This is a genomic window from Flavobacterium sp. IB48, from assembly GCF_016405855.1.
GTDB lineage: Bacteria > Bacteroidota > Bacteroidia > Flavobacteriales > Flavobacteriaceae > Flavobacterium > Flavobacterium ginsengisoli.
Genome location: NZ_JAEFCA010000004.1, coordinates 526578 through 548059, shown reverse-complemented (window position 1 = coordinate 548059; position 21482 = coordinate 526578). Strand labels below are relative to the sequence as shown.

At 32.4% G+C, this 21482-nt stretch carries 23 protein-coding genes; 14 read left to right on the top strand and 9 right to left on the bottom strand.

The window, feature by feature from the left end; genetic code table 11:
• The first annotated feature begins 4 nt into the window (after positions 1-4).
• The 3 genes from JC605_RS15905 (at position 5) to JC605_RS15895 (ending at position 2961) form a co-directional block, all read left to right on the top strand.
• On the top strand, positions 5-967 hold the full coding sequence (locus JC605_RS15905) for a hypothetical protein (RefSeq protein ID WP_198857133.1): 963 nt from the start codon (positions 5-7) through the stop codon (positions 965-967).
• 152 nt (positions 968-1119) lie between these two features.
• The gene (locus JC605_RS15900; protein WP_198857132.1) at positions 1120-2283 is read left to right on the top strand and encodes an acyltransferase; all 1164 of its coding nucleotides are present in this window, start codon (positions 1120-1122) and stop codon (positions 2281-2283) included.
• A 117-nt stretch (positions 2284-2400) separates the two neighbouring features.
• On the top strand, positions 2401-2961 hold the full coding sequence (locus JC605_RS15895) for an L-threonylcarbamoyladenylate synthase (RefSeq protein ID WP_198857131.1): 561 nt from the start codon (positions 2401-2403) through the stop codon (positions 2959-2961).
• A 167-nt stretch (positions 2962-3128) separates the two neighbouring features.
• Here JC605_RS15895 and JC605_RS15890 read toward each other — a convergent pair whose 3' ends face one another.
• Positions 3129-4253 (bottom strand): cysteine desulfurase family protein, encoded by a 1125-nt coding sequence (locus JC605_RS15890; protein ID WP_198857130.1) that lies wholly within the window; start codon positions 4251-4253, stop codon positions 3129-3131.
• Positions 4254-4340: 87 nt separating this feature from the next.
• On the opposite strand from JC605_RS15890, the gene JC605_RS15885 reads away from it, so the two are divergent.
• Positions 4341-5327, top strand: coding sequence for a hypothetical protein (locus JC605_RS15885; RefSeq protein WP_198857129.1), 987 nt, complete (start codon positions 4341-4343; stop codon positions 5325-5327).
• Between the two features lie 150 nt (positions 5328-5477).
• Here JC605_RS15885 and JC605_RS15880 read toward each other — a convergent pair whose 3' ends face one another.
• Both JC605_RS15880 and JC605_RS15875 read right to left on the bottom strand, forming a co-directional pair.
• Positions 5478-6029: a Smr/MutS family protein gene (locus tag JC605_RS15880; protein ID WP_198857128.1), complete on the bottom strand. Its 552-nt coding sequence runs from the start codon at positions 6027-6029 to the stop codon at positions 5478-5480.
• 1 nt (position 6030) lies between these two features.
• Positions 6031-6204: a hypothetical protein gene (locus JC605_RS15875; RefSeq protein WP_198857127.1), complete on the bottom strand. Its 174-nt coding sequence runs from the start codon at positions 6202-6204 to the stop codon at positions 6031-6033.
• A gap of 107 nt (positions 6205-6311) precedes the next feature.
• Here JC605_RS15875 and JC605_RS15870 point away from each other — a divergent pair, with 107 nt between their 5' ends.
• Complete coding sequence (locus tag JC605_RS15870) at positions 6312-6596, top strand: DUF2752 domain-containing protein (RefSeq protein ID WP_198857126.1); 285 nt, start codon at positions 6312-6314, stop codon at positions 6594-6596.
• Positions 6597-6609: 13 nt separating this feature from the next.
• On the opposite strand, the gene JC605_RS15865 is transcribed toward JC605_RS15870, so the two are convergent.
• Positions 6610-7311 carry a DUF1003 domain-containing protein gene (locus tag JC605_RS15865; RefSeq protein ID WP_198857125.1) on the bottom strand — a complete coding sequence of 234 codons (702 nt, stop codon included), beginning with the start codon at positions 7309-7311 and terminating at the stop codon, positions 6610-6612.
• Between the two features lie 190 nt (positions 7312-7501).
• On the opposite strand from JC605_RS15865, the gene epsC reads away from it, so the two are divergent.
• The 4 genes from epsC (at position 7502) to JC605_RS15845 (ending at position 10853) form a co-directional block, all read left to right on the top strand.
• Entirely contained in the window at positions 7502-8293 is a 792-nt protein-coding gene (gene epsC, locus JC605_RS15860) for a serine O-acetyltransferase EpsC (RefSeq protein WP_198857234.1), read from the top strand.
• A 1-nt stretch (position 8294) separates the two neighbouring features.
• Positions 8295-9182, top strand: a complete 888-nt coding sequence (gene cysM / locus JC605_RS15855; protein WP_198857124.1) for a cysteine synthase CysM — start codon at positions 8295-8297, stop codon at positions 9180-9182.
• Between the two features lie 116 nt (positions 9183-9298).
• Entirely contained in the window at positions 9299-10285 is a 987-nt protein-coding gene (locus JC605_RS15850; RefSeq protein ID WP_198857123.1) for an aldo/keto reductase, read from the top strand.
• A 154-nt stretch (positions 10286-10439) separates the two neighbouring features.
• Positions 10440-10853 (top strand): hypothetical protein, encoded by a 414-nt coding sequence (locus JC605_RS15845; protein WP_198857122.1) that lies wholly within the window; start codon positions 10440-10442, stop codon positions 10851-10853.
• Between the two features lie 51 nt (positions 10854-10904).
• Here JC605_RS15845 and JC605_RS15840 read toward each other — a convergent pair whose 3' ends face one another.
• On the bottom strand, positions 10905-11780 hold the full coding sequence (locus tag JC605_RS15840; protein WP_233074131.1) for a sensor histidine kinase KdpD: 876 nt from the start codon (positions 11778-11780) through the stop codon (positions 10905-10907).
• A gap of 330 nt (positions 11781-12110) precedes the next feature.
• On the opposite strand from JC605_RS15840, the gene rlmD reads away from it, so the two are divergent.
• From rlmD to JC605_RS15825, 3 genes are read left to right on the top strand one after another with little or no spacing between them, the layout of a single operon-like run.
• Positions 12111-13523, top strand: coding sequence for a 23S rRNA (uracil(1939)-C(5))-methyltransferase RlmD (gene rlmD / locus JC605_RS15835; protein ID WP_198857120.1), 1413 nt, complete (start codon positions 12111-12113; stop codon positions 13521-13523).
• Positions 13524-13530: 7 nt separating this feature from the next.
• On the top strand, positions 13531-14064 hold the full coding sequence (locus JC605_RS15830; RefSeq protein ID WP_198857119.1) for a DUF6452 family protein: 534 nt from the start codon (positions 13531-13533) through the stop codon (positions 14062-14064).
• Entirely contained in the window at positions 14036-14878 is an 843-nt protein-coding gene (locus JC605_RS15825) for a DUF6048 family protein (RefSeq protein WP_198857118.1), read from the top strand. The genes JC605_RS15830 and JC605_RS15825 overlap by 29 nt, the downstream gene beginning before the upstream one ends.
• A gap of 141 nt (positions 14879-15019) precedes the next feature.
• Here the strand turns inward: JC605_RS15825 and JC605_RS15820 are convergent, their stop codons facing one another.
• From JC605_RS15820 to JC605_RS15810, 3 genes are all read right to left on the bottom strand, one after another.
• The gene (locus JC605_RS15820) at positions 15020-15712 is read right to left on the bottom strand and encodes an aspartate/glutamate racemase family protein (protein WP_198857117.1); all 693 of its coding nucleotides are present in this window, start codon (positions 15710-15712) and stop codon (positions 15020-15022) included.
• Between the two features lie 15 nt (positions 15713-15727).
• Complete coding sequence (locus JC605_RS15815) at positions 15728-15964, bottom strand: hypothetical protein (RefSeq protein ID WP_198857116.1); 237 nt, start codon at positions 15962-15964, stop codon at positions 15728-15730.
• 144 nt (positions 15965-16108) lie between these two features.
• A complete protein-coding gene (locus JC605_RS15810) occupies positions 16109-17266 on the bottom strand; it encodes a class I SAM-dependent RNA methyltransferase (RefSeq protein ID WP_198857115.1) in 1158 nt (385 codons plus the stop codon).
• 137 nt (positions 17267-17403) lie between these two features.
• Here JC605_RS15810 and JC605_RS15805 point away from each other — a divergent pair, with 137 nt between their 5' ends.
• Together JC605_RS15805 and JC605_RS15800 are read left to right on the top strand one after the other, a co-directional pair.
• Positions 17404-18168, top strand: coding sequence for a bifunctional 2-polyprenyl-6-hydroxyphenol methylase/3-demethylubiquinol 3-O-methyltransferase UbiG (locus JC605_RS15805; RefSeq protein ID WP_198857114.1), 765 nt, complete (start codon positions 17404-17406; stop codon positions 18166-18168).
• A 91-nt stretch (positions 18169-18259) separates the two neighbouring features.
• Positions 18260-18931 (top strand): ZIP family metal transporter, encoded by a 672-nt coding sequence (locus tag JC605_RS15800; protein ID WP_198857113.1) that lies wholly within the window; start codon positions 18260-18262, stop codon positions 18929-18931.
• Positions 18932-18993: 62 nt separating this feature from the next.
• Here JC605_RS15800 and JC605_RS15795 read toward each other — a convergent pair whose 3' ends face one another.
• Positions 18994-21372, bottom strand: coding sequence for a TonB-dependent receptor domain-containing protein (locus tag JC605_RS15795; protein ID WP_198857112.1), 2379 nt, complete (start codon positions 21370-21372; stop codon positions 18994-18996).
• Between the last annotated feature and the right edge of the window lie 110 nt (positions 21373-21482).

The following is a 21482-nucleotide window of genomic DNA, read 5'->3' as shown; positions in this document are numbered from 1 at the left end:
GATAATGTATATCACTCTTATAAGTTTAGACAACTGGGGACTTAACAAACATATAGCCGTAGACTTAGAAAAACAAGGACACACAGTTCGCCATATCGACTTCAATGCTTTTAAATACAAATACCCTTCTGTATTTCATAAAGTGTACAATGTTATATTAAAAGCATTTTTCAAAACGAATTTGAAGCATCAGCATTACGGAAAAGAAATTATCAATGAATTAAAAAAGAATAGCCAAACTCAAGATGTTATTTTGACCATAAAAGGTGACTTTATAACTCCTGAAAGTATTTTAGAATTTAAAAAATACACGAAAAAATCTATCGGATTCTTTAATGACAATACATATCGCTGTCCCAAAATCAAACGAGTTCTTCATTGCTTTGATGATGTTTTTTCTTTTGAAAAAGAAGATTGTGCAAATTTCAATTTAAAATTTGCCTCAAATTGGATTTACAATTCAGAAAACGCAACAAATGAAAATCAATTTGAATATGACGTTTTCAATATCAGCTCAATTGACAAAAGGCTTCCAATATTAAAAAGAATTGCTGCCAATTTAGCTTCTCAGAATTCAAAATTTAAATTTATCATTTACGATAAAAAACAAAAAGACAATGACGAAAATATTACTTATATAAAAAGTCACATGCCTTTAAGTGAAGTAAATGATTATATTAATCGTTCGAAAGTACTTTTGGACATTAATCGAATTGGCCAAAGCGGACTTACTTTTAGAGTTTTTGAAAGTTTGGGTCTAGAAAAAAAACTTATAACCACAAATGTCGATATTAAAAATTACGATTTTTATAATCCTAACAATATTTTAATAATTGACGAAAAGAATCCAATTATACCAATGGAATTTTTCGAAAATGAGTATGAAAAAATACCAGATTCAATTCTAGAAAAGTACACTCTAAAAGGTTGGACAAATCATGTAATTCTAAAAGACAACACATTATAACTTTTTGATTTTAAAAGTCAAACGTGTAGGATTCAATTTATTTAAGATAATTTTAACCGTAAAATTTTTGCATTCAAAACTCGTTTAGTATGTTTGCAAAAGTTTAAAAAATTAATTAAAAACACCACAACAAAAAATTGTTTCCTCAAAAAATGATATTAACTTTTAGTATTTATTCAATCCTCATAACGTTTGCTTTAATTTTTTCTGTACTGCTAACAAATAAATTAGTAAAAATAGAGGTACTTGATGTTCGCTATCCAGAAATAGATGGCTTAAGAGGTTATCTAGCATTTTTTGTTTTCCTGCATCATAGTTATATCTGGAGATTTTTTCTTCAAAGTGGCGAATGGAATGAACCTATTTCAAATCTATTTAACCATTTTGGACAAACAACAGTTGCTTTTTTCTTTGTAATTACTGCTTTTCTTTTTACTCTAAAATTAATAAATAGCAAAAACAAAGAAATTAACTGGTCCGCATATATCAGTGCTCGTTTATACAGACTTTTCCCGATGTATCTTTTTTCTGTTGGCATTATATTTTTTATTGCTGGTTATCTAACGAATTTTAAGTCAAAAGTTCCATTCTCAGAAAATATTGTGACCATACTGTCATGGATATTTTTCAATGTAAAAAAAGGATTAAATATCAACGGACTAGAAGATAGTTTTTTGTTAAATGCCGGCATCACTTGGACGCTGCCGTACGAATGGGTTTTCTACTTTTTATTGCCTCTTATTGCATTATTTTTCAAGATTAAAGTAAACTATAAAATCATTTTATCTTTTACTGTAGTAGCGGCTCTAATAATGATTATTAATGGTTCTTCTTTAAGACATTTCTTTCCATTTCTTGGAGGTATTATTGCGGCTTTGGTAATCAAAAAAAATATTTTTGGAACTGTTTTAAAGCAAAAAAAATATACTTTTCTTGCTATTTCTTTACTTGTGTGCTCGGTTTATTTTTTCGATAGCGGAAGAAGACCAATCCCAATCATTATCACTTCAATTGTATTTATAATAATTGCTTCCGGAAATAGCTTTTTTGGAATTTTATCAAGTGCCTTTTCAAGAAAATTTGGACAAATAACCTATAGCATTTACTTATTGCATGGCATTTTGTTATTTGTCATTTTCTATTTTGTTATCGGATTTGAAGAAGCAAAAAAAATGACTGATAATGAATTTTGGTCTGTTATTGCCTTATCCGTTTTTCCGTTAATTTTTATTAGCCAATTGACATTTAAGTACATCGAACATCCATTGATGGAATTAGCGAAAGTAAAATTAAAATCTTCTTCTGTAAAATCATAAACATCTAGCTTTTACAAAACGACTTCAAAACACAATAGATTTTCTATTTACAAATACTATAAAAAACAATTACAAGTAAAATTTATAACTTTGTAATCTTAAAATATAATTTGTAAAATGAACGAGGAAATCATCAACGCATACGAAGTAATTAAAAACGGTGGCATAATCTTATATCCGACAGATACTGTTTGGGGAATTGGCTGTGATGCTACAAATGCTGAAGCTGTTGCTAAAATATATAAATTAAAACAGCGCGCAGAAACACAAAGCATGATTGTTTTAATGAATGGCGAAAAGATGATGTATAACGTATTTAAAAACATTCCCGAAGTTGCTTGGCAAATCTGGGAGCTATCAGACAAACCAACTACTTTAATTCTTGATGACGCCAGAAACGTTGCTTCAAATATTATTGCTGCCGACAAATCTCTTGGGGTAAGACTGGTAAAAGAGCCTTTTTGCTATAAATTGATGGAAAGAATGAAAAAACCATTGGTTTCGACCTCTGCAAATATTTCAGGACAACCTACGCCAATTGCTTTTAAGGATATTAGCCCAGAGATTATTAATGGCGTTGATTACGTAGTAAAATTAAATCAAGACAAAATAAACGGAAAATCTTCTACAATAATCAAATTAACAAACGATTCTCAAGTAAAAGTTATCCGCAAATAGCTTTTATTGAGAATCTAAATAGAGTATAAAAAAGTTCGCAAAGCTTTATCAAAATAAACTTTGCGAACTTTTTCATTTTAATGGTTTTAAAAGAATCTTAACGGATTTTGCGCAATTACTTAGCGCACTCCGCGTTTAAAAACTTAGAATCTCAGAACCTTAGTAGCTTAGACCGTTTTCAAACTCTCAACCAGCCAATCGATATCTTCTTTTGTATTATAATGACTAAATGAAATTCGGAGATTTGGCAATTTTAAATCAGTCTCCGAAAGCATTTCGTTTAATACATGAGAAGGTTTTATACTTCCAGACTGGCAAGCGCTTCCTCTAGAAACTGCAATCCCTTTCATATCCAAACTAAAAAGCAACATCGAAGTTTTATCTGATGAAAAAGGTAAAATGACATTGATGAGATTATAGAAATCGTCTTTTTTTCCGTTGATTCTAAAATTAGGAAAATGAATTTCAAATTGCTCTATCAGATAATTTTTCAAACCTAAAATATAAGCTCTCTCTTCTTCTAGTTTTGCATACGAAATAGATAAAGCTTTTGCCATACCAGCAATTTGATGCACGGCCTCAGTTCCTGCGCGAAGACCTTTTTCTTGTTCTCCACCAAAAAACAACGGTTGTAGACCAGAATTTTTTCGAATAAAAGCAAATCCGATACCTTTTGGCCCATGAAACTTATGCGCACTAGCCAAAATAAAATCAATAGGAGTCTTTTGCAAATCGATTTCAGTTTTCCCTATCGACTGAACTGTGTCTGAATGAAACAGAGCATTATATTGTTTGCAAATCAAACTTACGCGATCTAGATCTAAAATAGTTCCAGTTTCGTTATTTACATGCATTAAACTCACCAAAGTCTTTTTTTCTTCGGCCAATAAATTGGATAAATGCGTTAAATCCAAACTTCCGTCTGCATTTACATTAACGTAGTCAACCTGAATATTATATTCTTCTTGAAGCGCCCAAACAGTATGCAAAACAGCATGGTGTTCAATTTTTGAAGTAATAATTCTCTCTACCTTCAAATCTTCAACAGAAGAGCGCAGAATCCAGTTGTTGGCTTCAGTACCTCCAGATGTAAAAATTATTTCTTGAGCAGTACAGTTTAAATGTTTTGCAATACTCTTTCTCGAAAGCTCTAATATTGTTTTAGCATTTCGCCCAAAACTGTGTGTAGACGACGGATTTCCGTAATCTTCAAGCATTATTTTAGTCATTTCCTGAATTACTTCAGGACGCATTGCAGTTGTTGAGGCATTATCTAGGTATACTTTTTTCATTACTGCAAAGTTAAGAAATATCAATTGTCAAATCTTAAATATCATTTGGCAATTTTTTCACTATTTTTGACACAAATAAATTTTACGATGAAAAAATATGCTGCCCTCCTATTATTTGCACTTTTCTTGAATGGATGTGATGATGGAGATTTAACTGTAGACAAAATAGACTTTTCGGATATTGAGGAATCTCAAGCCTGCGACCCTACTACTAATACCTTGATTTACAAGCTAAAAAATCAGGAAGCGCTTTTATTGCAAATGCCAAATGGAGCAATTGTTAATGATTCTTCAACTTACACTTATACTATCAATAGCAGTACTTATCGTGTTGTCTATAGAGCTTATGATGGAGCAGTAACAAAAGATAATATTTGCGGTTTAATACCGCCAAGCACACCAAAAGTAACTGAAGAATGGCTTGGTGTAGACGGTACAATTGAAATTTCAACTACTCAAAACGAAAAACCAAATACCACTGACGATGGTTCAAGAGTTACAGGATATACCCACAGCATTATTTTTAAAAATATATCATTTCAAAAACCTGCAGGAAAGCAAACAGAACCTACGTTTGAGTTTGGATTATATACAACAACTGTAACACCAGCCAATTTAACTTTTAAAACAAATCCAAATGGTTTAGCTTATGAGTGTGATGAAGCTAGCAGAGTCTATAATTATAACAATTCGTTCTATTTGTCAATTGATGATATCGATCCAACATTGCTTGTTAATGACCCTACGCCTAGCGGGAAGCCAAGAACAAGTTTGATAACTGCTACTCAAAATAAAATCTTTTACAGAACTGCAAAAGCAGAAACGGGATCTATCACTCCAGCTTTTGTTTGCGCTAAAGTACAGCCAGCTTCTCCTGTAATCGACGAAACATGGACAGGTAAACTTGGTGTAGCAAATCAGAGCGGAATTATTGAAGTAACCACTACTTTAACCGGACAAGTTTATGAGCACACAATTGTACTTAAAAATGTAATTCTACAAAAAGGAAATAGCCACTTTAAACTTGGAAGCAGTTTCCTTCTTGGAAAAATTGAACGAGCTGAAACCAACTAAAGACATAGATTTCTAGATAGAATGTCGCTCGAATAATTCTTACAAAAAAAACGTCTGTTTTTTGAAATGATTTTAAAACTAAATCAGGACAAAAAACAGACGTTTTTTTATGCTTTACAATTATGCTTTTTTACTTCAAAAAAAGCTTTCTTATTTATTGTTTTGTCTTATATAAACTTCAGTAGCTCCTAGACCATATTTTTGATAATTGGCATCCTGAAAGTCAATTCCGTCATAACGGCCAAGTAAAAAGTCAAGCTCAGCTTTCAAAATTCCTTCACCCACACCATGAATAAAAACAATTTTCGGAATGCGATTTCTAATCGCAAATTCGATATGTCTTTTTGCAGTTTCCGTTTGTAAAGTTAAAATATCATAGTTCGACATTCCGCGTTTATTTGGAACCAATTTTTCGATGTGCAAATCAAATTCTGGAACGCCCACATCACGTTTATCTTTCTTTTCTTTGACAAAACTTCGTGGTTTTGGCTCTGTTTTTTCTTTTGAAACTTCATCTAAATCTATTCTTTTAATAGAATTCATTAAATTACTGGTATCTTGAATCTTAAGCAATTCGTTGACTAAAAATGTCATCACAAATCCATCGTCAGTTTCAATCAAAACTTCGTTATTTTTAACCGAAACTACCGTTCCGTTTATGGCTTCGTCCAGTACAGAAACCTTATCTCCTTTTGCAAGCATCCTACTCCTCTTTATCGTTATTTTTACTTGGCGTTTTTGCGCTCAATTGCATCATTCCAAACATAAAAACCACAATTGCAGCAATCATGATATAGATGTTTTTTTCTTCTGAAACCTGCTCGTAAAACGCAACCGAAATAGCAAGAATCATTATTATAATTTTAAAAGTTTTCATCCTTTCTACATTTTAAGATTTCAAAAATAGGAAACTTTCAAGTACTACTCCTATACTGCTCGAAACGTTTGTCATATTTTTTTAGTAAAATTGCAAAAAGATCTGCCATGAGTTTAGAGAAATATATGATCCCTTGCCTGTTCAAAACTGTCTTTGGTTATGACTGTTTAGGATGTGGATTTCAGCGCTCTTTATTCTTACTTTTTCAAGGCGAATTTTTGGCCGCTTTTAAAATGTATCCAGCCATTTTTACCTGCCTTTTATTATTCGTTTTTGCAGCATTTCATTTCTTGGATAAATCCAGAAATTACAAAAAAATCATTTGGAACGTTGCTATCGTAAATTTCATTTTTATGCTCGGCGGATATTATTTCAAACACTTTTATTTCTGAGCTTTTTGCTTTCTTATTTCTTAATCTGATTCAAAATATCATTCATCATCTCGATTTGAACTTTCTGAATTTCGATTAATTCTTGCTGCTGATGCATAATCAAATGATCAATTTTATCATGAATTAATCTAATCTCCAATTCCGATTTCAGATTGATCATATAATCTTTTTTAGCACGATTGCGATCTTTCTCTTCTTGACGATTTTGACTCATCATAATAACAGGTGCCTGCAAAGCGGCAACACAGGAAAGAATTAAGTTTAAGAGAATAAACGGATACGGATCAAAGCCTTTATTCAAGAAAATATAAACATTTGCGCCAATCCATAGCGTAATAAAAACCACAAAAGAAATGATAAAAGTCCAGCTTCCTCCAAAATCGGCTACTTTATCGGCTACTTTTTGTCCTAAACTTCTAATTTCTTCTTCGTCTTCAACAATACTAACAATCGATTTATCTTCTTTTAATGAAGAAATAACATTTTTCTCCATCGCAGAAAGCGCTCCGATTTCAGTAGAAAGGTAATTTGAAATATATTTTTGACGGTAAAGATTTAGTTCATTTACAGAAATGCAGTCTTCTGTACTGAAATCTGGGTATTCCTTTTTTATTAACCCCAAAATAGGATCGTGTATATCTTTACCCCAAATTTTCTCTTTCTCCTCAAAAGAAAGCCCCGAAACTGCACTTTTAAATGTTTGTTTGTTTTCCATTTTAATATATTTTGAAAGCTAATTTACGTAATTAACTTCTTAAGAATTGCATAAAAAAGAACAGCTTGCAATCTGCCTTTTATCACAAATCTAACTTTGTGAAGTAAATTTCTTTAGTTAAATCGTGATTTTATTTCCAAAAAACGCCTTACTTTTAACGTTCCAAAATTATTCATTCATTTTTACCATTGTGACAAAAGAAAATATCATACAAAATATAAGAGCTTTAAAAAGCCATTCACACATAAATTACGGCATTAAAACCAAAACAGAAGACTTTACAGAAAAGCTTTTTTATACTCTTTTTGATTCTAATGCAGCGCTAGACGAAAGCATTGACGAATTGGAATTTCGTTTTAAAGAAATTGCTGTTTTGGCCTGCAAAAAGCCCCAAAATTTATGTGAATCTATTTGGGATCGCTTTTTAGAAAAACTTCCGGGAGTTTTAGAAAAACTAAATCAGGATGCCGAATATATCCTTGAAAATGATCCCGCTTCAAACAGCATCGACGAAGTATACTTAGGCTATCCTGGATTTTATGCCATTGCAATTTACAGACTAAGCCACGAGTTATATCATCTTGATTTATTGCTTTTTTCTCGATTGATGAGCGAATACGCACATAGAATTACGGGTACAGATATTCATGCAGGGGCCGATATTGCATCGCCATTTTTCATCGATCACGCAACAGGTATCGTAATTGGTGAAACTACTGTAATCAAGAAACATGTAAAAATTTATCAGGGCGTTACGCTTGGTGCATTAAGTGTAAGCAAAGAGATGAAAAATGCAAAAAGACACCCAACTGTCGAGGCAAATGTTTGCATTTACGCCAATGCTACAATTCTTGGCGGAGAAACTATAATTGGAAAAAACAGTGTTGTTGGAGGAAATGCGTGGGTTACGAAATCAATTCCTGAAGATTCTATCGTTTTAAACACCACTACTACTGAAGTTAAAATAAAAGAAAAAAAATAACATGAATTCACATAAATTATTAAACCTAATTGGCAACACTCCACTTATGGAGACTGTCAATCTAGTTAAAAATAAAAATGTAAAACTTTTACTGAAACTGGAAGGAAATAATCCAGGAGGAAGTGTAAAAGATAGAGCAGCATACAACATGATCGCTGCAGCGTTGGAAAGAGGCGATATCAAAAAAGGAGATAAATTAATTGAGGCAACCAGCGGAAACACTGGAATTGCCCTTGCTATGATTGCTCAATTATTTGGTATCGAAATTGAATTGGTTTTACCAGAAGATTCTACAAAAGAACGCACTCAGACTATGCGTGCTTATGGTGCGACAGTTATTCTTACTCCTGCGAGCGAAGGAATTATTGGTTCTAGAGATTATGCTGATAAAAAAGTAGCACAAGGCGGTTATTTGATGCTAAACCAGTTTGCCAATGACGATAACTGGAAAGCACACTATAAAACAACTGGGCCTGAAATTTGGAACGATACTGACGGAACGGTTACTCATTTCGTATCGGCTATGGGAACAACAGGAACGATTATAGGAACTTCAACTTATTTGAAAGAAAAAAATCCGAACGTTCAGATTGTTGGCGCACAACCAAGCGATGGATCTCAGATTCCTGGTATCCGTAAATGGCCACAAGAATATCTTCCTAAAATATTTGATGCTTCTAAAGTTGATACGGTTATCGATGTGAGCGAAGAAGAAGCACGCGCAATGACCAAAAGACTAGCTCTAGAAGAAGGCGTTTTTGCAGGAATGAGCAGCGGGGGTTCTGTTGCTGTTGCCTTAAAAATTGCCGAACAATTAGAATCTGGAGTTGTGGTTGCCGTTATCTGCGATAGAGGAGATCGTTATTTATCTTCGGATTTATTTGATTAAAAAAGATACTAAGTTGCTAAGTTTTCAATAGCAAAAAAACTTTATATCTTAGAATATCAGCAACTTTAAAAAAACTTAGAATCTTAGCAACTCACAACCTTAGAATCTCAAAAAAAATGAACTACAGAAAACTAGGAAAAACAAACTTTAATATATCTGAAATTTCACTTGGCACTTGGCAAGTTGGCGGAAAATGGGGATCGGGTTTTGATGACAAAATAGCCGATGAACTTTTGAATACTGCTATTGATAATGGCGTAAACTTTATCGATACTGCCGATGTTTATGAAAACGGATTAAGCGAAACTGCCGTTGGAAGAGTGGTTCGCTCTCGTTCTGAACGTATTTTTGTTGCTACAAAATGCGGACGCCAAATAAATCCGCATGTAAATGAAGGATATACGCCAAAAGTGCTTCAGAAATTTGTTGAAGACAGTTTAAAAAGAACGGGATTAGAAACACTTGATTTGATTCAGTTGCATTGTCCGCCAACTGAAGTTTACTATCGCCCAGAAATATTTGAACTTTTTGACAGACTAAAAGAACAAGGAAAAATTCTTAATCTTGGCGTAAGTGTTGAAAAAGTAGAAGAAGCTCTAAAAGCAATCGAATATTCTAATGTAACAACGGTTCAGATTATTTTCAATTTGTTTCGTCAGCGTCCTTCTGAGTTATTTTTCTCAGAAGCCAAAAGGAAAGATATCGGAATTATTGCTCGAGTTCCTTTAGCAAGTGGACTTTTAACAGGTAAATTTGATTCGAAAACAACTTTTAAACCTCAGGATCACCGAAATTTTAATCGTAACGGAGAAGCATTTGATAAAGGCGAAACTTTTTCTGGAATTGACTATGAATTAGGTTTAAAAGCAGTTGAACAATTAAAAGACTTATTTCCAGAGTCAAAAAATCTCGCTGCAATTGCCCTTCAATGGATTTTAAGTTTCGATGAAATAAGCTGTATTATTCCTGGAGCATCAAAAACAGAACACGTTTTATCGAATTTATCTGTTTATGATACTCCAAAATTAACTTCAGAGCAGATTGCTGCAATGAATAAAATTTACAATAATCTTATCAAACCTTCTGTTCATCAGCTTTGGTAAATCATATATAAAACAAATTAAGATGCTGAAATTATAAAAGATTTCAGCATCTTAAAAAACCACAAAAACTTCTGAGAGAAAATTCCCTACAACTCTCACGCAACCTTTTCTTTATTAGCGCATCTAATAATAAAACTAATCATAAAACCATACTATGAAAAAACTAAGTTTTATATTATTTGCAGCTTCGCTTATATGCTTTTCCTGCAGTAATGATGACAGTACAACACAAGAAGAAGACACTGCAAAGCTTGAAAGTTTGTATAACGACGTCATCACATACTCAAAAGTCAATACTGAATCTTGTTCTAATCCTGCAGAATGGGGTTTTGTAAAAATGACCGACAGTCCCTGTTCAGCAACTGGAGGATATATTTTATATTCGAAAAAAGCAACTTTATCTGTTCTAGAAAAGAAAATTGAACAGTATAATGCACACAAAGCATATATCAATAAAAAATGGGGATTCCTTGCAGATACGCCACCTTGCACACAGCACAACATCCCGTCAGGAGTAAAATGTGTTGATAACAAACCACAATTATCTTTTGAGAATGTTTTACATTAAAAATATAAAAGGCTGCCAAGAATTAAAATCTTAGCAGCCTTTTTTTTAAATTTAGGCATCAAATTCAATTCTAAATTCTGCGCCTTTATTTTTTCCTTCACTCGAAGCAGTTAATCGCCCTTTGTTTCTTTCAATTATTTTTTTGCACAAATACAATCCGATCCCTGTAGAACCTTCGTTTGCAGTTCCTAGTCGGCTCATTTTTGTGAACTTTTTAAACAATTCTTCTATCTGGTATTTATCAAAGCCCATCCCGTTGTCTTTTACAGTAACAATCAGTTTGGCATTTTCAGAAAAGATTCTAACTTTAATTTCGCTGTCAAAGTAAGAAAACTTAACCGCGTTGCTAATTAGATTTACTAAAACTTGAATTAAAAGCCCCTCGTCTATTTTCAAATTTGCTTTCTCGCAATCTAAGACTAAATCTAACCTTACATTTTTATCCAACAAACGTTGCTCTACTTGTTCGTTAATAAAAGGAACGATATTAGAGAACAAAACCGTTTTAGCTTCTTGGCTTACTTTTACAATTTCGTCTTGTTCTTTTAGCAATTTGATAAAATTTTCGATGTATCGAAATTGTAATTCAGTCGATTCACAAATCAACTCAGCCAAATTTTTAACCGATTCCGATGGATTTTCACTAATAATTAGCTTGGCTAAACCTTGCGGATTTCCTGCAAAATTCTTCAAATCATGAGAAAGCATGTAGACCAAATCCTGCTTTTCGTTTATAAAAGTTTCCGCTTCATTAATAGATTCCTGTATATTACACAAAAGCAGTCCTGCTTCGTCTGTATATTCTGTTGGTAAAGCAGGCATTTTTCTTGAACCTCTATAATCATCTAATGCTTTTGAGGCTGTTGCAATTGGTTTTATCAGCTTATTTAGAACCCAAAGTGTTGCTGCTGTTGCGAGTAACGTCATAATTAAAGAAAAAATGAGAACCGAAGTTGGCGACACCTTATGTTCGAAAAATAAAATAAAAAACAAGATTCCGATTAGAGGAATATGAATACCGATAAAAGCAACGAACAAAAATTTGAAAGCATAACTTTTTTTAAGAAAGCTGATTTGTGAGAGTTTGCGATACAACTTCATAAAAAGATATAGATAGTAGGTTAATATGTAATTTTATTGGGCTTATTACAAAAACAAAATTAACTTTTATACCCAATTAAACTAATATTTTGAAGAATTTCTAAATTTTTTCTAAAATTAAATTTGTAAAAGTTTTCAAAGGCTTATTTTTGCGCTATGGGAAGAAAAAATACAGACAAAATTGTCTTTCATCAAATTCAAGTTCTTGATGCTGGTGCAAAAGGAGTTTCAGTAGCTAAAGCACCTGACGGAAAAGTAATCTTTATTCCGAATGTCGTGCCTGGAGATGTTGTAGACGTGCAGACATTAAAAAAAAGAAAGGCTTATTACGAAGGTAAAGCTGTAAAATTTCACGAATTATCTGAATATAGAGTAGAGCCAATCTGCGAACATTTTGGAGTATGTGGAGGTTGTAAATGGCAGAATATGAAATACAGCCAGCAGCTTGCATTTAAACAAAATGAAGTTAAAAATCACTTACAAAGAATAGGAAAAATCGAACTTCCAGAATTTGAAGATATCTTAGGTTCTGAGAAACAGTTTTTCTATAGAAATAAAATGGAATTTTCTTTTTCTAACAGCAGATGGCTTACAGAGAAAGAAATTGGAAGCACTGAAGATTTAGGCAACCGAAATGCTTTAGGATTCCATATTCCTAAAATGTGGGATAAAATTCTTGACATCAACAAATGTCATTTACAAGAAGATCCTTCAAATGCCATTCGTAACGAAATCCGAGCTTTTGCAAATGAGCATAATTTAGCTTTTTTCAATCCGAGAGAACATTCTGGATTATTAAGAACAGTTATGATTCGTACGGTTTCAACTGGCGAAATCATGGTTTTAATTCAGTTTTTTGAAGAAGACAAAGAAAATCGAGAATTAATTCTTGACCATTTATACGAGAAATTTCCAGAAATCACTTCACTTCAGTATGTAGTAAATGGAAAACCAAACGATACAATTTACGATCAGGACGTTATTCTTTATAAAGGAAGAAATTACATTTTGGAAGAAATGGAAGGTTTAAAATTCAGTATTAATGCTAAATCTTTCTACCAAACCAATTCTGATCAAGCATATGAATTATATAAGATAACACGTGATTTTGCTGGCCTTACAGGAAATGAAGTAGTTTATGACTTATATACAGGAACTGGAACAATTGCACAATTCGTTTCTAAAAAAGCAAAAAAAGTAATTGGAGTAGAAAGTGTTCCTGAAGCGATTATTGATGCGAAAGCCAATGCTGAACGCAATAATATTACAAATTGCGAGTTTTTTGTTGGTGACATGAAAGTAGTATTTAATGAAGCTTTTATTGCACAACACGGAAAACCAGATGTTATTATTACAGATCCGCCTCGCGACGGAATGCATAAGGATGTAGTAGAACAAATCTTAAAAATTGCTCCAAAAAGAGTAGTTTACGTAAGCTGTAATTCTGCGACACAAGCACGTGATTTGGCTTTAATGGACGAAAAATACAAAGTAACACGTGTGCGACCTGTAGACATGTTTCCGCAGACACATCACGTTGAAAATGTTGTACTTTTAGAACTTCGATAAAAAATACATGAAAAAATTAATCTCTCTTTTACTGCTCTTTACTTTCGGCTTATCTAGCTGCGAGAAAGATGATATCTGTGATTCTAACACACCAACTACACCAAGATTGGTTATGACATTTTATGATATATCTAATCCGACAAAAACGAAAAATGTTACCAATCTAAAAGTTATTGGTGAAAATATGAAAGAGGGAATTGTTTTTAATGAAAGTCTTGCGGAAGATGATTCATTGAGATATGTGACCAGTGGAAGTTCAGTATCAATTCCTTTGAAGGTTAATGATACGACATCAACTTTCAAATTTATTTATAGTTCATTAAGCACAACAGCTATTAATACAGATATTATTAAATTTAGATACACTACAAAAAATGTGTATGTTTCAAGAGCTTGTGGTTTTAAAACCATTTTTGAATTAAAGAGCAGACCACCATTTATACAAACCGATCCAGACTCTGTTCTATGGATGACCGAAGTTGATCTAGTAAACCCTAACATTGAATCTGAAAATGAAACACACATTAACGTTTATTTCTAGTATTTCATTATTATTTTCAGTGTTTTTAGGTTATGCTCAGGACGTTCCTGAGATTTCTAAAAATATGGACACAATAGTGACTAAAAAGCCAAAAACAGAAACTGTAAAAGCGACAAAACCACAAATTCAGGAAACTCAAGCTCCAATAGATAGCGTTGTAAAAACAGATCGCTACGGACTTCGCGTTGGTGTTGATTTATACAAGCTTACTCGCGGGATTTATGACAAAAATTATAAAGGAGTAGAATTTGTTGGAGACTGGCGATTAACAAAAAAATATTACTTAGCCGCAGAATTAGGTTACGAAGATAAAACTACCGAAGACGACCGTTTAACTTCGTCGGCTACTGGAACGTATATAAAGGCAGGTTTTGACTATAACTTTTACCAAAACTGGCTTGACATGGAAAACCTTATCACGATAGGATTACGTGGCGGTTTTAGTAGTTTTAACCAAGAATTATATAGTTACAAAATCTATAATCCAAATCCATATTGGGGAGAGTTACCTGCAATATCGACTAACGAAAAATATAGCGGACTTACAGCCACTTGGATTGAAGTTGCTTTAGGATTAAAAGCGCAAGTTGTTAAAAACGTTTTTGTTGGATTTGGTGTTCAGCTTAAACTTCTTACTACTAATAAAGAACCGAATAATTTCGAAAACCTTTATATTCCAGGATTTAACCGAACTTATGACGGAAGTTTCGGAATTGGTTTCAATTATACCGTTTCTTATTTTATTCCGATTTACAAGAAAAAAACAATGGCTTCTGAAGTTGCAAAAAAAGTAGAGCCTAAGAAGAAGAAATAGTTTTTTTCAAAAGTTCTAAGATGCTAAGACTCTAAGATACTAAGTTTTAAAAAAGCGGTAAATTCAACTTGAATTTACCGCTTTTTTTTATGCTTTTAAGTTAACTTAGAACCTTAGTATCTTAGAACCTCAGCACCTAAACTAAATTACCTGAAAATTAATTGCGGCTTGTGTATGTATTAAAGTGGTATCAAAAATTGGAACGTTTAAGTCGCCTTCTTTTATTACCAACGGAATTTCAGTACAGCCTAGAATAATTCCTTCGGCTCCATTTTTAATCAATTCATTTGCAATTTCTAGATAACGCTTTTTCGTTTCTTCGGTTGCAATTCCTCTTCCAAGTTCTTCAAAAATGGTATAATGAATAAAATCTTTATCAGCTTCTGAATTTGGAATTATAGTTTCAATTCCTTTTTTAGCAAGTTTGTCTTTAAAGAAATCTAATTCCATAGTGAACTTTGTCCCTAACAAACCTACCTTTTTTATTTCTTTCTTTTGAATTTCAATTGCTGTTTCTTCTGCAATATGAATAAGAGGAATATCAATAGCTTGCTGTAATCTATCTGCAATTAAATGCATCGTATTAGCACATAAAAGAATCGCTTCTGCCCCACCCGATATTAAAACTTCTGCAGCTTTTAAAAGCATATTAAAAGTTGAATCCCAGTCGTTGGCATCGTTATTCTTTTTAATATCGGCATAATTAAAAGAGTAAATTAGACATTCAGAGAAATTCAGTCCGCCGAGTCTTTCATTAATACCTTTATTAATTAAAGTATAATAATCAGAAGTAGAAACCCAGCTGATTCCACCAATAAGCCCAATTTTCCTCATATAAGTTTTTTTATATTATTGAATTTCTTTGATTCCTTTTACAAAAAGCCATTTCATAAAAAGCTTTTCACCATCTTTGGTTCTCACAGCTTGAAATTTAGGTCCAATAATAGTTCCAATTACAAACGCAGTCATCGGAATCCAAATTCCAGTTAATCCTGTGTAAGCTGCAATCAAATATCTAAATGCAAGAAAAAGGATTGCAAAAGCTGCTAATTGATATAAAAAAGCTCGTAGTTGTAGTTTTGACATTTTTTTTATAGTTGCTAAGGTTCTGAGATGCTAAGATGCTAAGTTTTTCTCCTTGCAACTTATATTCTACTAAACTTAATATTTATTTTAAATTATTCTTTTCCCATTTTACTAAAATTCTTAGCATCTTAGTATCTTAGAGACTTAGACCTGAAATTTTGTTCTTTTACTTCCTTCGTACATTTCGTATTTTACCAAACGAGCTTCAAGACTTGCGTTAAAAAGTTTGATTTTTCTTGAAGGTTTTAATCCGACAAATTTTAACGCTTCTAGATTGGCTGTAATAAACCAAGCGTCTGTACCTGGATAATTTTTCTTTAAAGTGTCTCCAATACTAGCATAGAATCTTTCCATGTGAATATCTAAACGCTCATCATAAGGCGGATTAAAAACGATATGAAGTTTACCTTCTGTTTCTTTTTCCGTGTCAAAGAAGTTCTCTTCAAAAACAGTTACATAATCCTCTAAATTGGCATTTCTGATATTGTCTTTGGCTTTGCTAACCGCACTTGGCGCTTTATCAAAACCTTTAATTGTATAATGAAACTCTCTTGTTTTTTTCATTAAACTATCGACAATTGTATCAAATAGATCATTATCCCAATCTTTCCATTTTTCAAAAGCAAATTCTTTTCTGTTGATGTTTGCTGGAATATTACAAGCAATCATAGCTGCCTCTGCCAAAAAAGTTCCAGAACCACACATTGGATCAAGGAAATGACTTTGTCCATCCCAACCCGATAATAAAAGAATTCCAGCGGCTAACACCTCATTAATAGGCGCAATATTGGTAGCAGTTCTATAGCCACGTTGATGAAGCGATGCTCCAGAAGTATCTAAAGCTACAGAAACCTGATCTCTATCAATATGAATATTAATACGCAAATCTGGATGCTGTTTATCAATACTTGGACGTTGCCCAGTTCTCTCTCTAAACTGATCTACAATCGCATCTTTACATTTCTGAGAAACAAATTCAGAATGATTGAAATAAGTAGAATGCACTGTAGTATCGATCACAAAAGTTTGATTCGCATTTAAATATTTAGACCAGTTTAAGCCAGAAATTCCTTTGTACAAAGCCTGCTCATTATTAGCTCTAAAAAAATAAATTGGCTTTAAAACTTTAAGAGCTGTACGCAAAGACAAATTGGCTTTATACATAAAACCTTTATCACCTTTAAAGCTCACCATTCTCACACCTTTTTCAACATCCTGAGCGCCAAGTGTGCGTAATTCTTTTTCTAATATTTCTTCAAAGCCAAAAAAACATTTGGCAATCATTTTAAAATTTTCTTCCATTTCTTTTTTAATTAAAAAAAGCCAATCGCTATAACATTTTATTATACTGGTATAAACACGTATCGAAGCGAAATAGTTATTTTTCGGCAAAAATACACTAAATTTGCCGGACTTTTGAATTAATTGAAATAGAATAAATGTCTGAAAAACATAACGCACCAATCCAGAATCAAGAAGACGACAATCAAAACTGGTATTCTTCGTGGTTTGACACGCCATATTATCACATTCTTTATAAGGATCGTAATTATCGTGAAGCTCAGGTTTTCATGGACAATTTAACGCATTATCTTAATTTGCCTGAGAAAGCAAAAGTATTGGATTTAGCATGCGGAAAAGGCCGTCATTCTATTTATTTAAATCAATTGGGCTACGATGTTTTGGGAGCAGATTTGTCTGAAAACAGCATTGCCGAAGCTAGCAAAAACAGCAACGAAACACTTCATTTTAAAGTGCACGATATGCGCCAACCTTTTGAAGAAAAATTTGATGCTATTTTTAATCTTTTCACCAGTTTCGGTTACTTCGAAAGCGACGACGACAACCTAACAACTTTAAAAGCAATTAAAGAAAGTTTATCTGAATACGGCTTTGCAGTCATTGACTTTATGAACGTGCCAAACGTTATTGAAAATCTTGTTCCTGAAGAAGTAAAAACGGTTGATGAAATAGATTTTCACATCAAAAGATATCTTGAAGATGGCCATATTTTTAAAGAAATTGATTTTGAAGACCAAGGCAGAAAATATCATTTTACAGAAAAAGTAAAAGCACTAACTTTGAAAGACTTTCAAGATTTAATGGACGAAGCTGGAATTTTCCTTCTAGACATTTTTGGAGACTATAAACTCAAAAAATTCCATAAAACCGAAAGCGAAAGATTAATCATGATTTTTAAGTAAATTGGTTAATCGTTTAATTGTTTAACCGTTTAATCGCTAAACAAAAAAACAATTAACCGATTAAACGAATCAACGATTAAACAAAATAAAAATGAACTATTTATTACCCTTATTTTCTGTACTTTTAGGATATGGCATAGCTTTATTCATAAAACCAGAAAACAAAAATAATTTAAAATTACTACTCGCATTTAGCGGTTCTTTTTTATTGTCGTTAACCGTAATGCATCTTCTACCAGATGTTTACGAATCGCACAATCATAATATCGGAATCTTTATAATGGTCGGGATTTTATTTCAGATCGTACTCGAATTTTTCTCAAAAGGTGCCGAACACGGACACGTTCACGGACATGCAAAAATGTCTCAAATTCCGTGGCTTTTGTTTATCAGTCTTTGCATTCATGCCTTTTTAGAAGGTTTTCCGGTTAGTCACCATCATGGTTTAGCAGTCGGAATTGCCATTCATCATTTGCCAATTGCGGTTATTTTAACGACATTTTTCATTAATGCCGATTTAAATAAAAAAGCCATTTTTGTCTTCATGCTGACTTTTGCACTCATGACACCATTAGGAACTGTAGCTTCAGAATATTTGCCTTTTTTAAGTAAATATTACACCGAAATAACAGCAATCGTAATCGGAATTTTATTCCATATTTCATCAACAATCATTTTTGAAAGTAGCGAAGGACATAAATTCAATGTTGCAAAAGTTTCTATGATTGTTCTAGGAATTTTATTGGCATTCTTTTTAAAATAAATTGATTAGGCAATGAGTCAATTAGATACTAGAATAATTTTCTAATTGACTCATTATCTAATTTAGTTAGCTCTCTTTCTCTCCTCTTGATTTCCAAAATTACGCTCCTTCACGTTAATTTTTTTATTTCCGAAATTGTAAATCACAGACAAACGCACAAAACGATTGCTTTCATTTTGACTATAAACCTGTTTCACGCCATTTACAACCGAAGTGAAATCTTTTAAATAAGAAGTATTAAAAATATCATTAGCCAAGAATGCAATTTGAAGTGTTTTATTCAACAAATCTTGTTTGAAACCAATATCAAAACTTGAAACATAACCAACCTCATACAAACCACTTTTAAAAGGCGAACTATAATTAAAATCAACTTGGAGTTTCGTGTTTTTTCCTAAAACGAAAGTATTATTCGTTGTAAAATCAATTTGTAAACTGTTTGATGGCGTTGCATTAATATCTTTTATAAACTTTGTTTCTGAACCTAAAAAGTATAAGGTATTTTCACTTTGCCACCAATCTGCCAAAGTTGCCGAATAAGTTTCGCCTAAACCATAATTTAAGCCTTTATAATAGTTTTCGCGAGTTACAATCTGCGTATTCGTTTCTGGATTTGAAGTAAAAACAACCCCATATCCGTTTGTAATAGCGTTTACAAAAATACTTGTTCTTAAAACCTCTTTATAAGAATGAGCCAATTCAAAATTATCACTAAATGAAGGCTTTAAAAACGGATTTCCTTCAGAATAACTATTGCTATTAATATAAACTCTAAACGGATTCAGCAAATCAAAACGCGGTCTATTGATTCTCTTTCCATAATTCAAACTAAAAGTATTGTTGTCATTCTTTTTGTACGAAGCATAAAAAGTTGGAAATAGCTTTAAATAATCATTTACATTTTCCTGATTCATCGTTTCAGAAAATCCGTTAGTCTGCGTATTTTCAAGTCTTAAACCCATTTGCAAACTCCACTTTTCATTTATTTTTTTATCTCCGTTAATATAAACAGCCTGATTATTCTCAGTGTATTTAAATCGATTTGACTGACTAAGATCTAATTCTGGTATTCCTGTAATTGTATTATAAAAAACCACATCGCTTATACTATTTGTAAAGCTCATTTTTGCTCCATAAGACAAATTAAAAGCTTGAAACGGATGTTCCATATCTGCCTTAAAACTCCAGTTATCAATATCTTGATTCGAAATATTTCGTCCTGCCTGATTGATATCGATAAATTCCATATCTGAATTATAATTGTTCGCTATAAAATCTCTATCGAATTTTGAATTATAATTGAAATAATCCACATCAAAAGATAATTTTCTATTTAAAGAATCTAATTTGGTAATCAAATGCGCATTATACGTTTGATTTTTAGAACCTTTATCTGTAAAACTTTTATTTAATGTTACATTCTGCAATTCGTTTTCTATATTATATTTTTCGATTCTAATATCCGATCCAAAATCAGGATTATTTCTGTCATTCATAAACTGAAAACCAATTGTTGTGCGTTTAGACAAATCGTAATCTAAAGCTAATTTTCCTGAAAAACTCTCGTTTTTAACTTTTGTATCGGCATCCATTTTTGAAAGACCGTCAGGAAAATACATATCTAGGTTTTCTATAGAATTTTTATATCCTGTTCTGCCATTCACACTTGCTGAAAATCTAAACTTATTTTTGCTGTAGAAGAAATTATCTCTCAAAGTATAAATTCCGTATTTATTCTGGTCGTAAGAAACTGTAGTCGAATTTTTCCATGAATCGCGAACTCCTTTTTTCATAATAATATTAATCAAACCTCCTGTTCCATCGGCTTCATATTTTGCAGGCGGATTGCTTATCACTTCAATATTTTTAATGTCAGCAGCCGAAATAGATTTCAAGAAATTATTCAATTCTTCACCAGTCAATTCAATCAAACGTCCGTCGATCATAACACGCGAAGTTCCTTTTCCTAAAATGGTTATTACATCATTTTTAACTACAACTCCAGGCGCTGTATTAATGGCACTTAACGCATCTCCGCCAGTTGTTGTTACATTATTTTCTAGGTTGTAAACCAAACGATCTGTTTTCTGTTCAATAGTCTTCTTTTTAGACTGAACCACAACTTCGACCAATTTGGTTTCGTTCTCTTTGAGAACAATAGTTCCTAAATCTGTATTTTTTTCTAAAGAAATTTCTTTTTCATAAGCAGTAAAACCTAAAAGGCTAATTTCAATTTTATAAAATCCATTTTTAAGATTTACTTCAAAAGAGCCATCTTCTTTAGTTGTAGTTCCATCAATAATTTTTCCTTCCATATTTACTATCGAAATTTCGGCCCATTCTAAAGATTTGGTTTCGCTAGCTACTTTTCCTTTTAATGTTGATTGCGCTAAACAAAATAAAGGCAATAGTAATAAGATTAGGAGATTTAATTTTTTCATGATTTCTAATTTTAACTTGTTCGATTAATTTGAAGCAAAGTTGCCTTAGAAAATCTCCTTACGCGACCGACAAAAAAAAGTCGAACCATTTTCTCCCGTAGAAATTGGTT